Origin of the sequence: Bradyrhizobium yuanmingense (assembly GCF_900094575.1) — a bacterium.
In the GTDB taxonomy this organism is placed as follows: domain Bacteria; phylum Pseudomonadota; class Alphaproteobacteria; order Rhizobiales; family Xanthobacteraceae; genus Bradyrhizobium; species Bradyrhizobium yuanmingense.
On record NZ_FMAE01000007.1, the window covers coordinates 335,911 to 350,675 of the forward strand.

The 14,765-nt window shown below is 65.4% G+C and carries 13 protein-coding genes; 10 read left to right on the forward strand and 3 right to left on the reverse strand.

All coding sequences use genetic code 11. The annotated features are described in order from the left end of the window. Positions 1-160: 160 nt before the first annotated feature. The 8 genes from GA0061099_RS26150 to GA0061099_RS26185 all read left to right on the forward strand — a co-directional run bounded on the left by GA0061099_RS26150 (position 161) and on the right by GA0061099_RS26185 (position 11,500). A complete protein-coding gene (locus GA0061099_RS26150; protein WP_036024782.1) occupies positions 161-3,298 on the forward strand; it encodes an efflux RND transporter permease subunit in 3,138 nt (1,045 codons plus the stop codon). Positions 3,299-3,331: 33 nt separating this feature from the next. Further along, complete coding sequence (locus tag GA0061099_RS26155) at positions 3,332-3,931, forward strand: TetR/AcrR family transcriptional regulator (RefSeq protein WP_036024783.1); 600 nt, start codon at positions 3,332-3,334, stop codon at positions 3,929-3,931. Between the two features lie 176 nt (positions 3,932-4,107). Continuing rightward, positions 4,108-4,731 (forward strand): flavin reductase family protein, encoded by a 624-nt coding sequence (locus GA0061099_RS26160; RefSeq protein WP_036024785.1) that lies wholly within the window; start codon positions 4,108-4,110, stop codon positions 4,729-4,731. Positions 4,732-5,011: 280 nt separating this feature from the next. Next, positions 5,012-7,279 (forward strand): acyl-CoA dehydrogenase, encoded by a 2,268-nt coding sequence (locus GA0061099_RS26165; protein WP_036024796.1) that lies wholly within the window; start codon positions 5,012-5,014, stop codon positions 7,277-7,279. Next, positions 7,279-8,562 carry an acetyl-CoA C-acetyltransferase gene (locus GA0061099_RS26170; RefSeq protein WP_036024789.1) on the forward strand — a complete coding sequence of 428 codons (1,284 nt, stop codon included), beginning with the start codon at positions 7,279-7,281 and terminating at the stop codon, positions 8,560-8,562. Before GA0061099_RS26165 ends, GA0061099_RS26170 begins: the two co-directional genes overlap by 1 nt. Positions 8,563-8,564: 2 nt before the next feature. After that, on the forward strand, positions 8,565-10,661 hold the full coding sequence (locus GA0061099_RS26175; RefSeq protein WP_036024791.1) for a 3-hydroxyacyl-CoA dehydrogenase NAD-binding domain-containing protein: 2,097 nt from the start codon (positions 8,565-8,567) through the stop codon (positions 10,659-10,661). Between the two features lie 7 nt (positions 10,662-10,668). Next, a complete protein-coding gene (locus GA0061099_RS26180; protein ID WP_036013863.1) occupies positions 10,669-11,076 on the forward strand; it encodes an acyl-CoA thioesterase in 408 nt (135 codons plus the stop codon). 232 nt (positions 11,077-11,308) lie between these two features. Then, a complete protein-coding gene (locus GA0061099_RS26185) occupies positions 11,309-11,500 on the forward strand; it encodes a hypothetical protein (RefSeq protein ID WP_036024792.1) in 192 nt (63 codons plus the stop codon). Positions 11,501-11,749: 249 nt separating this feature from the next. Here the strand turns inward: GA0061099_RS26185 and GA0061099_RS26190 are convergent, their stop codons facing one another. Next, complete coding sequence (locus GA0061099_RS26190; protein ID WP_036013866.1) at positions 11,750-12,202, reverse strand: nuclear transport factor 2 family protein; 453 nt, start codon at positions 12,200-12,202, stop codon at positions 11,750-11,752. 152 nt (positions 12,203-12,354) lie between these two features. Between GA0061099_RS26190 and GA0061099_RS26195 the strand changes: the two genes are divergently transcribed. Together GA0061099_RS26195 and GA0061099_RS26200 are read left to right on the forward strand one after the other, a co-directional pair. After that, positions 12,355-13,041 carry an HAD family hydrolase gene (locus GA0061099_RS26195; RefSeq protein ID WP_036013861.1) on the forward strand — a complete coding sequence of 229 codons (687 nt, stop codon included), beginning with the start codon at positions 12,355-12,357 and terminating at the stop codon, positions 13,039-13,041. 106 nt (positions 13,042-13,147) lie between these two features. Then, positions 13,148-13,993: a DeoR/GlpR family DNA-binding transcription regulator gene (locus tag GA0061099_RS26200; RefSeq protein ID WP_036013860.1), complete on the forward strand. Its 846-nt coding sequence runs from the start codon at positions 13,148-13,150 to the stop codon at positions 13,991-13,993. 3 nt (positions 13,994-13,996) lie between these two features. Here GA0061099_RS26200 and GA0061099_RS26205 read toward each other — a convergent pair whose 3' ends face one another. Then, positions 13,997-14,422, reverse strand: coding sequence for a type II toxin-antitoxin system VapC family toxin (locus GA0061099_RS26205; protein WP_036013859.1), 426 nt, complete (start codon positions 14,420-14,422; stop codon positions 13,997-13,999). Next, entirely contained in the window at positions 14,419-14,703 is a 285-nt protein-coding gene (locus tag GA0061099_RS26210; protein WP_036024793.1) for a type II toxin-antitoxin system Phd/YefM family antitoxin, read from the reverse strand. Before GA0061099_RS26210 ends, GA0061099_RS26205 begins: the two co-directional genes overlap by 4 nt. Positions 14,704-14,765 lie beyond the last annotated feature (62 nt).

Genomic DNA, 14,765 nt, shown 5'->3' on the forward strand with positions numbered 1-14,765 from the left:
CGTGTGAGGTGAGTTTCGGCCTTTGTCCCTAAGCAAAGGCTGAAGCGGCGAAGCGATCCAGAACCTGCCCAGCCCCCTGGATTGCTTCGCTGCCTCGCGACGACGGTTTGAGCAGAGCGGCTGTCGTTGTTTGCAACTGGATCGTCTTTCGGAGAGTGCGATGAAGCGCTTCAACCTTTCGGCCTGGGCCGTCAGCCATCCGACGCTGGTGCTCTTCCTGATGATCATCCTCGGCGTCGCCGGCTTCTTCTCCTATGAGAAGCTCGGCCGTGCCGAGGATCCGTTCTTCACGGTGAAGGTGGTCAACGTCTCCGTGATCTGGCCCGGCGCGACCGCGCAGGAAATGCAGACCCAGGTTGCCGATCCCATCGAGAAGAAGATCCAGGAGCTGCCCTATTTCGAAAAGGTGCAGACCTATTCCAAGCCCGCCTTCACCGCGCTCCAGGTCACCTTCCGCGACAACACGCCGCCGAAGGACGTGCCCTACCTCTTCTATCTTCTGCGCAAGAAGCTGGTCGACGTGCAGGGCCAGCTGCCGTCCGGCATTCTCGGGCCCGTCGTCAACGACGAGTTCTCCGACGTCGATTCCATCCTCTACATGATGACCGGCGACGGCGCCGATTATGCCCAGCTCAAGAAGGTCTCCGAAGGTTTTCGCCAGCGCCTGCTCAAGGTGCCCGGCGTGACCAAGGTCGACGTCTACGGCAACCAGGATGAGCGCATTTTCGTCGAGTTCAGCCACGCCAAGCTCGCCACGCTGGGCATCACGCCGCAGGCGCTGTTCGATTCGCTCGCCAAGCAGAACAACGTGACGCCGGCCGGCACGGTCGAGACCTCCTCGCAGCGCGTGCCGCTGCGCGTCACCGGCGCGCTCGACGGTGCCAAGGCCGTCGCCGAAACGCCGGTCGAGAGCAACGGCCGCGTGTTCCGTCTCGGCGATATCGCCACCGTCACCCACGGCTATGTCGATCCGCCGAGCTTCGTCGTGCGCCAGGAAGGCAAGCCCGCCATCGGCATCGGCGTCGTCACCGCCAAGGGCGCCAACATCCTCGATCTCGGCAAGGAGGTCCAGAAGGCCACCGCCGACTTCATGAAGGCGGTGCCGCAGGGCATCGACGTCAAGCTGATCGCCGACCAGCCCAAGGTGGTCGAGCACGCCGTCGGCGAGTTCGTGCACTCCTTCATGGAAGCGCTCGTCATCGTGCTGTTCGTCTCGTTCCTGGCGCTCGGCTGGCGCACCGGCATCGTGGTCGCGCTGTCAGTGCCCCTGGTGCTCGGCATCGTCTTCATCGTCATGAACACGATGTCGCTCGACCTGCATCGCATCACGCTCGGCGCGCTGATCATCGCGCTCGGCCTGCTCGTCGACGACGCCATCATCGCGGTTGAGATGATGGTGGTGAAGATGGAGCAGGGCTGGGACCGCATGCGTGCGGCGTCCTTTGCCTGGGAATCTACTGCGTTTCCGATGCTCACGGGGACGCTGGTCACGGCCGCTGGCTTCCTCCCCATCGGCTTTGCCAATTCCGCGGTCGGCGAATATGCCGGCAGCATATTCTGGATCGTGGCAATCGCGCTGGTCGCCTCCTGGTTCGTGGCGGTGATCTTCACGCCCTATATCGGCGTCAAGCTGCTGCCCGAGATGAAGGCGCACCACAACCATGATCCGCATGCGGTCTACGAGACCCGCATGTACCGCGGCCTGCGCGCCATCGTGAAATGGTGCGTCAACCACCGCATCACCGTGGTGGTCGCGACCGTCGGCGTCTTCGCCGCCTCGATCGTCGGCTTCGGCCAGGTCCAGCAGCAGTTCTTCCCACTCTCGGAGCGCCCCGAGCTGTTCCTGCAGCTGCGCCTTCCGGAAGGCACCGCCTTCAACGTTACCGAGAAGGCGGTGAAGAAGGCTGAGACGCTGCTCAAGGACGACAAGGACATCGAGACCTATACCGCCTATGTCGGCCAGGGCTCGCCGCGCTTCTGGCTCGGCCTCAACCCGCAGCTTCCGAACGAGGCCTTTGCCGAGATCGTCATCGTTGCCAAGGGGGTCGAGGCGCGCGAGCGCATCAAGGCCAAGATCGAGACCGCGGCCGCCGAGGGCTTCCTGACCGAGGCACGCGTGCGCGTCGACCGCTTCAATTTCGGTCCGCCGGTCGGCTTCCCCGTGCAGTTCCGCGTGATCGGCCCGGACGCCAACAAGGTCCGCGAGATCGCCTACCAGGTCCGCGACGTCATGCGGGAGAACAAGAGCGTCAAGGACGTCCAGCTCGACTGGAACGAGCAGTCGCCCTACCTCAAGCTCGTCGTCGACCAGGACCGCGCCCGCGCCATGGGCCTGACCCCGCAGGACGTCTCGCAGGCGCTGGCGATGCTGATCTCGGGCTCGCAGGTCACAACCGTGCGCGACGGCATCGAGAAGGTCGGCGTGGTCGCCCGCGCGATCCCGTCCGAGCGCCTCGACCTCGGCGGCGTCGGCGATCTCACCATCACCTCGCGCAACGGCGTCGCCGTGCCGCTGCAGCAGATCGCTCGAATTGAATATGCCCATGAGGAGCCGATCATGTGGCGGCGCAACCGCGACATGGCGATCACCGTGCGCTCCGACGTTGTCGACGGCGTGCAGGCCCCTGATGTCACCAACCAGATCACGCCGAAGCTGAAGGCGATCAAGGATCACCTCGAGCCGGCCTACCGGATCGAGCCGGGCGGCGCGTTCGAGGAATCCGCCAAGGGCAACGCCTCGATCTTCATCCTCTTCCCGGTGATGGTCATGGTGATGCTGACGCTGCTGATGATCCAGCTGCAGAGCTTCTCACGCCTGATCCTGGTGTTCCTGACCGCGCCGCTCGGCATCGTCGGTGCCTCGCTTGGCCTCAACGTCGCCAATGCCCCGTTCGGCTTCGTGGCGCTGCTCGGCCTGATCGCGCTCGCCGGCATGATCATGCGCAACACGGTCATCCTGGTCGACCAGATCGAGACCGACGTCAGCCACGGCCTGAGCCGGCGCGAGGCGATCGTCGAGGCGACCGTCCGCCGTGCCCGGCCGGTGGTGCTGACGGCGCTCGCCGCCATTCTCGCCATGATCCCGCTGACGCGCTCGGCCTTCTGGGGCCCGATGGCGATCACCATCATGGGCGGCCTGTTCGTCGCGACCTTCCTGACGCTGCTGTACCTGCCGGGCCTCTACGCCCTGTGGTTCCGCAAGAGCCTGGACGAGGCCGGAACGCCCGAGCAGCCGGCCGCGCCGCAGCATGGGAGCGATGACCCGCACGCAATTCCGCTTGCCGAAGCGGCTGAATAGATGAGAAGACTGTTGACCAGCGAGTCCTGACTGATGGCCCTTGTTTCGGAACATATCGAAGTCGACACCCGGGATCGCATCCTCGAGGTGGCCGAGCGGCTGTTCCGCCAGATCGGCTACCAGAAGACGACCGTCGGCGACATCGCCAAGGAGCTCAGGATGAGCCCCGCCAACGTGTATCGCTTCTTCGAATCGAAGAAGGCGATTCACCAGGCGGTGGCCCGCTCGCTGATGGGCGAGGTCGAGCTGGAGGCACAGCGGATCGTGGCAAAGCCCGGTCCGGTCAAGGAGCGCTTCCGCGAGCTGCTCACCACCATCAATCGCATGAACACCGAGCGCTATGTCGGCGACAACAAGCTGCACGAGATGGTCGCGATCGCGATGGAGGAGGACTGGGACGTCTGCGTTGCCCATATGGAGTGCGTCGCCGGAATGATCGGCCAGATGATCGCGCAAGGCGTCGCTTCCGGCGAGTTCGAGGCGCCGGACCTGCAGCTGGCTGCGCTCTGCTCCTGCAGCGCGATGATCCGCTTCTTCCACCCCCAGATGATCGCCCAGTGCGCCACCAAGCCGGGCCCGACCATCGACCAGATGATCGATTTCGTCATCGCGGGTCTGTCGCCGCGCCACTGACGGGCGGGGCGTTTTCTCCTATAAGCAGACTGATCGCCCCGGCACGACCGCCGGAGGCGGACCGGGACGGACCCACAAACTCCGTCATTGCGAGCGCAGCGAAGCAATCCAGACCGTCTCCGCGGAGGGATTCTGGATTGCTTCGCTGCGCTCGCAATGACGAAAGGAAGCAGCGCGTGACCGACAAAGACCTGTACTTCTACGAACCCTCCAAGGGCCACGGACTCAAGCACGACCCCTTCAACGCCATCATCGCGCCGCGGCCGATCGGCTGGATCTCCTCGCGCGACGCCAGGGGCCACGTCAACCTCGCGCCCTACAGCTTCTTCAACGCGTTCTGCTACGTGCCGCCGATCATCGGCTTCTCCTCGACCAACTGGAAGGACACGGTCGAGAACATGCAGCAGACCGGCGAGTTCGTCTGGAATCTGACGACGATGGATCTCGCCAAGCACATGAACGCGACCGCGGCGCATGTCGCCCCCGAGGTCGACGAGTTCGAGGTCGCGGGCCTCACCGCCGTGCCCGGCAAGCTCGTCAATGTCCCGCGCGTCGGCGAGAGCCCCGTCGCCTTCGAGTGCAAGGTGTCCGACATCGTCCGCCTCAAGGGCGCCAATGGCAAGGAGGCCGACGCCTGGCTGACGCTCGGCGAAGTCGTCGCCGTCCACATCGACAAGGCCTTGATCAAGGACGGCGTCTACCAGACCGCCGCCGCCCGCCCCATCGTCCGCGCCGGCCGGCGCGGCGATTATTTCGAGATCAAGCCGGAGAACATGTTCGAGATGGTCCGGCCGGACTAGGCCACTTCCGTCATTCCGGGGCGACGCGCAGCGTCGAGCCCGGAATCCATTCATCGACCAACGCTGCGGCACGATGGATTCCGGGCTCACGCTTCGCGTGCCCCGGAATGACAGTGGAGAGACATTCAGCCCCCACCCCCTCCCGGAACTGCACCCCCGCCCCCGCCGTTATGGCTCGGGCGGCTGCCCGGCCGCGTCAATGTTGCAGGCGAGATGCTCGCCTCCGCCAGCCGATTTCCGCTAAAATGCCCGAAAACCGCGCCGATGCATGAGGTCCGCCATGAGCTTCCGCCGCGACACCATCACAAAGCCGATCTTCTCATGGGCGCGCGGCGTGCTGCCGGCGATGTCCGACACCGAGCGCGAGGCGCTGGAGGCGGGGGACGTCTGGTGGGATGCCGATCTCTTCACCGGCAACCCCGACTGGTCGAAGCTGCTGAAGGTCCCGCAGGCGACGCTGACGGACGAGGAGCGGGCCTTCCTCAATGGCCCAGTCGACGAGCTCTGCGCCATGCTCGATGAGTGGAAGATCTTTTGGGAATCGCGCGACCTGCCGCCGGACGTCTGGCACTTCGTCAAGCGCGAGAAATTCTTCGGCATGATCATTCCGAAGGAGTACGGCGGCCTCGGCTTCTCGCCCTACGCGCATTCGGAAGTGGTGCGCAAGATCTCGACCCGCTCGATCGCGGCCGCGGTCACCGTGATGGTGCCGAACTCGCTCGGCCCGGGCGAGCTCCTGATGCGCTTCGGCACCACAGAGCAGCAGCAGCGCTGGCTGCCGCGTCTCGCCGACGGCCGCGAGATTCCCTGCTTCGGCCTCACCAGCCCGGAAGCCGGCTCCGACGCCGCCTCGATGGTCGACACCGGCATCATCTGCAAGGGCGAATTCGAGGGTCGCGAGGTCGTTGGCCTCCGCCTCAACTGGCACAAGCGCTACATCACGCTCGGTCCCGTCGCGACGCTGCTCGGTCTTGCCTTCAAGGCCTATGATCCCGATCATCTCGTGGGCAGCCGGGAAGAGCTCGGCATCACCGTGGCGCTGATCCCGACGAACCTGCCCGGCGTCGAGATCGGGCAGCGTCATCTGCCCTCGATGCAGGTCTTTCAGAACGGCCCGAATTGGGGCCGCGACGTCTTCATCCCGCTCGACTACGTCATCGGCGGCAAGGAGCGGCTGGGGCAGGGCTGGAAGATGCTGATGACGGCGCTCGCCGCCGGCCGCGGCATCTCGCTGCCGTCGCTGTCGGCGGCCGGGGCCGCCTATGCCGCGCGCACCACCGGCGCCTATGCGCGCATCCGCGAGCAGTTCGGCATCTCGATCTCCAAGTTCGAAGGCGTCGAGGAGCCGCTCGCCCGCATCGTCGCGACCGCCTACCAGCTCGACGCCGCGCGCCGGCTCACCTGCGCGGCACTGAACGCCGGCATCCATCCCGCCGTCATCTCCGGCATCATGAAGCTGCACGCGACCGAGCGGATGCGCACCGCGGTCGACGACGCCATGGACATCCATGGCGGCAAGGCCGTGATCGACGGTCCGCAAAACTATCTCGGCAATCTCCACCGCGCCGTGCCGGTCGGCATCACCGTCGAAGGCGCCAACATCCTGACCCGCAATCTCATCGTGTTTGGGCAAGGCGCCATCCGCGCCCATCCTTACCTGCTCGACGAGATGAACGCGCTCGCCGATAGCGATCGCGAGCGCGGCCTCGGCGCGTTCGACAAGGCGTTCTGGAAGCATGTCGGCCACAGCTTCAGGACACTCTTCCGCGCCATGGGTCGCAGCTGGACCTTTGGCGCATTCGCCCCAGTGCCCGATGCGGGCGATGCCACGCCCTTCTATCGCCAGCTCTCGCGCTACTCGGCGGCCTTTGCGCTCTGCGCCGACATGGCGCTGCTGACGCTCGGCGGCGCGCTCAAGCGCAAGGAAATGCTGTCGGCCCGCTTCGGCGACATCCTGTCCGAGCTCTATCTGCTCTCGGCCGCGCTGAAGCGCTGGCAGGACGAGGGGCGGCAGAAGGAGGATTTTGCCGCGCTGGAATGGTGCATGGCGACCGGGTTCAAAACCATCGAGAACCGGCTCGCCGAAATCCTGGCCAATCTGCCGAACCGCTTCGTCGCCGGCTTCCTCAGGCTCGTGGTGCAGCCGTTCGGCGCCCGCGTGCTCGGCCCGTCCGACCGCATCGTGCACCAATGCGCTGCCATCGTGCTGGAGCCGTCGGCGGCACGCGCGCGCCTCACGCCGGATCTGGCCCATGTCGACGACGACGGCGGCTTTGCCCGGCTGGAGCGCGCGTTCAAGCTGGTCGCGGCGACGGATGCGATCGCCAGGCGCATGCGTGCTGCGCATATCCGCGACTGGAAGGAGGCGGTGACCAAGGGCGTAATCACGCAAGCCGAGGGCGAGCAACTCGCCGCTGCCCGCGAAGCCGTCACAAAAGTGATAGAGGTCGACGATTTTGCGCCGGAGGCGCTGTCGCCGATTTACAGGAAAACCGTCAATGTGCATCAGTTCTTCCAGGAACTCGGTGAGCAGAGGGCGGCGAGCTGATGGCACGACCGGTATTCATCGTCGACGGCAGCCGGACGCCGTTCCTGAAGGCGCGTTCGGGGCCAGGGCCGTTCACGCCGGTCGATCTCGCCGTGCAATGCGGCCGACCGCTGCTGGCGCGCCAGCCGTTCTCGCCCGATAGCTTCGACCAGGTCATCCTCGGCTGCGTCAACGTGATCGCGGACGAGATGAACCCGGCCCGCGTCGCCGCGCTCCGGCTCGGCATGGGCGAGGACATGGTCGCCTTCACCGTGCAGATCAATTGCGGCTCGGGCATGCAGTCGATCGACACCGCCTACCGCTATATCCGCGAAGGCCATGCCGACATGGTTTTGGCCGGCGGCACCGAGGCGCTCAGCCACGCGCCGCTGGTCTGGCCGAATTCCGGCGTGCGCTGGTTCGCCGGCCTTGCCACCGCAAAGGGCATGGCCGCGAAGCTCGCCTCGGCGTTCAAGCTGAGGCCGCGCGATCTCAAGCCGATCATCGGCCTCGAGCGCGGCCTGACCGATCCCGTCACCGAGCTGAACATGGGCCAGACAGCCGAGGTCGTCGGCCATCTCTTCGGCATCACGCGCGCGCAGTCGGATGCCTACGCGGCCGACAGCCATCGCCGGCTCGCGCATGCGCAAAGCGCGGGTTATCTGAAGGGCGAGGTCGAAACCGCGTTTTCCCGCGACGGCAAGTTCTTCGACCACGACGATGGCGTGCGTCCGGACTCCACGGCGGAGACGCTCGCCAAGCTCCGGCCGGTGTTCGAGCGCCCGTGGGGCCAGGTTACCGCCGGCAATTCCTCCCAGATCACCGACGGTGCCTCCTGGGTGATCCTCGCCTCTGACGCTGCCGTTGCAAAGCACAAGCTGACGCCGAAAGCTGCGATCGTCGACAGCCATTGGGCCGCGCTCGACCCCAGCATCATGGGGCTCGGTCCGGTGATGTCGGTGACGCCGCTGCTGAAGCGCAACGACCTCACCCTCAAGGACGTCGAGACCTGGGAGCTGAACGAGGCCTTCGCAACGCAGGTGCTCGGCTGTCTCGCCGCCTGGAATGACGACAAGTTCTGCCGCGAAATATTGCGGCTCGACGGCGCGGCCGGCGAGATCGACCGCGAGCGGCTGAACGTCGACGGCGGCGCGATCTCGCTCGGCCACCCCGTCGGCACCTCCGGCAACCGCATCGTGCTGCATCTCGTCAACGCGATGAAGCGGCTCGGCACGCGGCGCGGAATTGCCACCGAATGCATCGGCGGCGGGCTCGGCGGCGCCATGCTGATCGAGGCGGTATGACCATGGATTCCAAGATCATGACCGTGCTCGCCGACCGCGTGCTGGAGCTCGGGCCGCGCCCTGCGCCGGATGGTCCCTACAAGCACTTCAAGCTGACGCGAGATGAAGACGGCGTCGCCTGGCTGCTGTTCGACCGCGCTGATGCCAGCGCCAACACGCTGTCCTCCGAGGTGATGGAGGAGTTCGACGCCGTGCTCGCGGCGATCGAGACCGAGCGCCCCGCCGGTCTCGTCATCCGCTCGGCAAAGCCGTCCGGCTTCATTGCCGGCGCCGACGTCAATGAATTCCGCGGTGCCAACGATCCCGGCATGGTGGAGACGCGCATCCGCGCCGCGCATGCGGTGGTCGACCATCTGGAAGCCTTGAGGCTGCCGACGGTCGCGGTCATCCACGGTTTCTGCCTCGGCGGCGGGCTCGAGGTGGCGCTGGCCTGCCAGGCGCGCATCGCCATCGATGGGGCGCGTTTCGGCTTCCCGGAGGTGATGCTCGGCCTGCATCCCGGCCTTGGCGGCACCGCGCGTTTCACTGCGCTCGTCAATCCGACGCAGTCGATGGCGCTGATGCTGACCGGGCGCACCATCGATGCGCGCCGAGCCAGATCGCTCGGCCTCGTCGACACCGTGACGCAGGAGCGGCATGTCCAGGGCGCGGTGAAGGATGCGCTGTTCGGCCGTCTGAAGCGGGCCAAGCCTGGTCTGCTGATGCGTGCCGCCAATCTCGGGCCGGTGCGCGGCCTGTTGGCCAAGCGCATGCGAGCGGAGGCCGCGAAGGCCGCATCGCGCGAGCATTATCCGGCGCCCTATGCGCTGATCGATCTCTGGGAAGCGCATGGCGGCAGCAAATCCGCGATGCTGAAGGCGGAACAGGCCTCGTTCGCCAAGCTGATGGTGACGCCGACCGCGCAGAATCTGATCCGGGTCTTCTTCCTGCGCGAGCAGATGAAGAAGGCGGCAGGCGCCGGCAACACGGTGAAGCATGTCCACGTCATCGGCGCCGGCGCGATGGGCGGCGACATCGCGGCCTGGTGTGCGGGGCAGGGCGTTCGCGTGTCGCTAGCCGACATGAAGCCGGAGCCGATCGCAGGCGCGGTCAAACGCGCGGCCGACCTCTACGGCAAGATCATCCGCAAGCCCACCGACGAGCGCGACGCGCTCGACCGCCTCATTCCCGACATGGACGGCGAGGGCGTCCGCAACGCCGATCTCATCATCGAGGCGGTGCCGGAAAAGCTGGAGCTGAAACAGAAGGTCTATGCCGGACTCGAGCCGCGGATGAAGCCCGGAGCCATCCTTGCGACGAACACGTCCAGCATCCCGCTGCAGGATCTGCGCACCACGCTGGCGCGGCCGGAGCGGCTGGTCGGCCTGCATTTCTTCAACCCGGTGTCGCGGCTGCAATTGGTCGAGGTTGTCAGCCATGACGGCAACGATGCACAGGTGCTGAAAGAGGCGCTCGCCTTCGTCGGCGCGATCGACCGCCTGCCATTGCCTGTGAAGAGCTCGCCCGGCTTCCTCGTCAACCGCGCGCTGACGCCCTACATGCTGGAAGCGATGGTGATGCTGGACGAGAAGATCGACCAGCGCCTGATCGATGAAGCGGCCGAGCAGTTCGGCATGCCGATGGGCCCGATCGAGCTGGCCGATCAGGTCGGGCTCGATATCTGCCTCGACGTCGGCGATATGCTGCGCACCAAGTTCGGCGATCTCCTGCCGCCGACGCCGGCCTGGCTGCGCGAGAAGGTCGCCAAGGGCGAGCTCGGCCGCAAGACCGGCAAGGGCTTTTACACTTGGAAGGACGGCAAGGCGGAGAAAGTAGCGTTGCCGGAGACCGGACCGCGGGTCACCGACCAGATGATCGACCGCCTGGTGTTGCCGATGTCCAATGTCTGCGTCGCGGCGCTTCGCGAGGGCATTGTCGACGATGCCGACGCGGTCGATGGCGCCATGATCTTCGGCACCGGTTATGCACCCTTCCGCGGTGGCCCGCTGAATTACGCGCGCACGCGCGGCGTGGAGAACATCGTATCCACTCTGCGCGCGCTGGCGGAACGATTCGGCGCGCGCTTCGCGCCCGATCCGGGCTGGGACAATTTCAAGTGAGAGCCATATGAGCGAACAAGCGGCCGGACCGAGCGGGGATCTCTGCATCCGCACGCTGGCGATGCCGGCCGACACCAATGCCAATGGCGACATCTTCGGCGGCTGGCTGCTCAGCCAGATGGACGTCGGCGGCGGCGTGTTCGCCTCGAAGGTCGCGCGGTCGCGCACCGTGACGGTCGCGATCGAGGCGATGAATTTTCGCAAAGCGGTCTATGTCGGCGATCTCGTCTCGGTCTACGCCAATCTCGTGCGCGTCGGGCGCACCTCGCTGACCGTGCATCTCGAGGCCTGGGCATTGCGGCGCAAGGAGTTGCATCCGTTCCTCGTCACCGACGGTCATTTCACCTACGTCTCGATCGACGACCACGGCCGTCCCCAGGCGATCCAGCGAAACGATCCGCCGATCGCGACGTAATCGCGCGCGACGCACTGTCCCATATTGCGAGGCCTTGCAGCGCCGCAGAACGCGGCACGAGCAAGTCACATCGTCGCGGCTTCGCCAAGAACCAGTCAAGAACCAGTCATAAAACGGATGAGGTCCCGGCGTACTCAATTGCGTGTCGATTCGGGGTGGAAACGCCGCAATGCCCTTGGGAACCTTTGGGCGGGAGCGCCGTTGTTTGCCCGCACTGAGGAAGCCACGGACTATGCCGGACAGCTACATCATCGAAGTCGATTCGCAGACCGCAGGTATCGTCGTTCGTTCTTCTGGAGGCTACTGCTTCTTCGCCTCATCGCACCGCTTCAACCGTCTCGAAGGCCAGCTCTTCCGCAACGCCCGCGAAGCCGAGCGCGCCGCGCGCAGGCTGATGAATGGCGAGGTGAAGGAGGCGGCGTAACTGTCATTCCGGCGCGCGAGGCGTGGTCGGAATTTTTTGCCGCCCTTGATGTTGCTGCCTTCTTCCTTCTCCCCTCATGTCCGCCGAAGCCTTGGCGAAGGCGGATGCGGGAGAAGGTGGCGCGAAGCGCCGGATAAGGGGTTGGCTCCGCGAATTCAATAGAGAGTTAGATCCGCGGATAGATACCCCTCACCCGACTTCGCTTTGCGAAGCCACCCTCTCCCGCAAGGGGAGAGGGGAAAGACGTGATCACAACTTCGTCGCCGCCCGCGACAACAGCTTCCACTCGTCGCCTTGCTTCTGCCAGTTCATCAGGATGTGAAGGTTGGTCGATACTTTTTTCCCATCGGCCGCCATCTCCTGCTCGCCCAGCCAGTGGAAACGCACGATCGCTGCGGGGCCGACGACCTTGATGGTGGGATCCTTGTATTCGATGGACAGAAACTTCGATTTGCCGTCGGTGGCGTTGGCGATGAACGCCGCCTTGTCTTCGACCTTGCCGCTGGAATGGCTGTAGCTCAGTTCCTCCGCGCAGAGCGCGCCGAGCGCCTTGGGATCGGCCGCGATCTGGGCGAGGCGGAAGGCCTCGACCCTCTTCGCCACGGCGTCCTCGTCTGCCGAAGCGGCGAGCGCCGGCGTGGCGAACGCAAGCGCGGACACGGCGAGCGTCGAGAGAGCCAGATCCCGTCGGTTGATCGTCATCGTTTCCTCCTTTTTGATCTTGCAATCAGTGTTGCAGTCGCACGCGACTTTGTCGAGTGTCACCTGCCTCATGTGGATGCGTCATTGCGCGATCGAGGCCGTATTGATACGCCTTCCGCATCGATGCGCCGCGCATTTGGGAAAGTACGGAAATGATCGAGACCAAACACGATGGAATGGGCCGGGCGCTGTTGTTCGACATCGACGGCACGCTCGCCGACACCGATCCGTTGCACTTGAAGGCTTTCAACCAGGTGCTCGGCCCGCACGGACACGTCTTCGATCACGCACGTTTCTCCCTCGAGCTGCAGGGCTTCGCCAATGTCGCGATCGGCGAGCGCTTTCTGCCCCACGAGGCGCCGGAGCGGCGCGCCCTCATCCTCGAAGAGAAGGAGGAGGTCTTCCGCACGCTGGTGGCCGGGCAGATCGCGCCGCTGCCGGGCCTGATGGCGCTGCTCGACCGCGCCGATGGCGCCGGCATCCCCATGGTCGCCGTGACCAACGCGCCGCGTCTCAACGCCGAGCTGCTGCTCTCAGGACTCGGCATCACGCATCGTTTCAAGGCGCTGGTGATCGGCGCCGAGCTGCCGCACGGCAAGCCGCATCCGCTGCCCTATCAGGAGGGGCTGCGTTTCGTCGGCGCGAGCCCGCGAGCCTCGATCGCATTCGAGGACTCCCGCACCGGCGTGCAGTCCGCAACGGCCGCCGGCATTCCGACCGTCGGCATCCGCACCAGCCTCAGCCATGCTGACCTGGTTGGAGCAGGCGCGGTCGCCTCCGCCAGCGCGTTCGACGACCCGACGCTGCTCGCACGTCTTGCAAGTGCCATGGCATGGTGAGAAATGGCGGGGTGAGGACCTTCATCCGTCAACCGTGATCGGCGTCCGCATTGACCGCAGGCGCGAACCGCCGCACCATGCATCATTCTGATTTGAGGCCTTTGCCGTGACCGGATTGACCCATCGCCAAGCCGAAATCCTCAACATCGCGCGCGCCTCCGGCCGCGTCATGGTCGAGGAGCTGGCGCGCCGCTTCGAGGTGTCGGCGCAGACCATCCGCAAGGATCTCAACGATCTCTGTGAGCGGCGTTCGCTGACCCGCATCCATGGCGGCGCCATCATCGCCTCGGGCGTGGAAAACCTCGCCTATGAGGCGCGCCGCTTCGTCGCCGCCGACGAGAAGAAGGCGATTGGCGCTGCCGCCGCCTCGCTGATCCCGAACGGCTGCTCGCTCTTCATCAACATCGGCACCACGACGGAGGAGGTGGCGAGCGCGCTGACCTCGCATGAGGATCTGCTCGTCATCACCAACAACCTCAATGTCGCCATGCTGCTCTACCGCCATCCGCGCATCGAGGTGGTGGTCGCCGGCGGCACGGTGCGGCGCGCCGATGGCGCCGTGGTCGGCTCGACCGCGACGCAGCTGATCGGACAGTTCAAGGTCGACTATGCCATCATCGGCGCCTCGGCGATCGACGAGGAGGGCGCGCTGCTCGACTTCGACTACCGCGAGGTGCAGGTGGCGCAGGCCATCATCGCCAATGCCCGCAGCGTCATGCTGGTCGCCGATTCCACAAAACTTCGCCGCAGCGCGCCGGTGCGCATCGCCCACATCACCCAGATCCAGACCTTCGTCACCGACCAGGAGCTGCCCGAGCGCCTCGCCACCATCTGCCACAGCAAGGGCATCGAGGTGGTCGAGGCGATGCCGAAGGGCGCGGAGGTCGACGATGCGTCGGCCGAGGTGCAGGATGCCGCACCGGAAGCCGCACCAGTGGTGCGGCTGAGATAGAGGCTAAGCGTCGTCCCAGGGGTTGAGCAGCGGAACGCCGAAGGCCGCAAAATCCTTCACGTTGCGTGTGACGAGTGTGAGATCGTTGACCAGCGCAGTCGCCGCAAAGAAGCCGTCCATGACGGACAATGCGACGCCGCTCTTGCGGCTCTGCGCCATGAGGTCACCCCAACGCTCGGCCACTGTTTGGTCGATCGGCAGGACGCGCTCGGCAAACCGCGCAGGCAAATCGTGGGCAAGCCAGACGGCCAGCGCGGTGCGTCGGCGACCATCCTCAAGCAATGCGATGCCACGGCGAAGCTCGGCGATCGAGGCGACGCTGATGAACGCACGGTCCTCATCGATCCTATCCAGCCATGCCACAACTTTTGGCGAAGGCGCGGGCCGCTGAACTTCCGAAAGCACGTTGGTGTCCAGCAAAAGGTTCATGGCACTTCGTCGCGTGGCGTGTCGTGCAGCCGGTCGAGTTCAAGGTCAACGCCGCGTAATGGCGAGGCCAGCAGGAATTCGGCCAGGGTGCCCTTGCGCGCTGTCTTGCGCGCCCATTCCTCGACGGAAACGATGACGGCATTCGGCTTGCCGTGACGGGTGATGACCTGCGGGCCGGTCTGGGCGCGGTCGAGCACCTCGGACAGTCGCGCCTTGGCATTGGCCAACGTCCAGCTGTCATTCGTTGGAAGCGCGTCGGGTTCAACGTTACGATTGACCATAGGGATAAACCATTTTGACTAGTAGGACTATAATCGCTCGACGCTGACCAATCAAGGTGCTG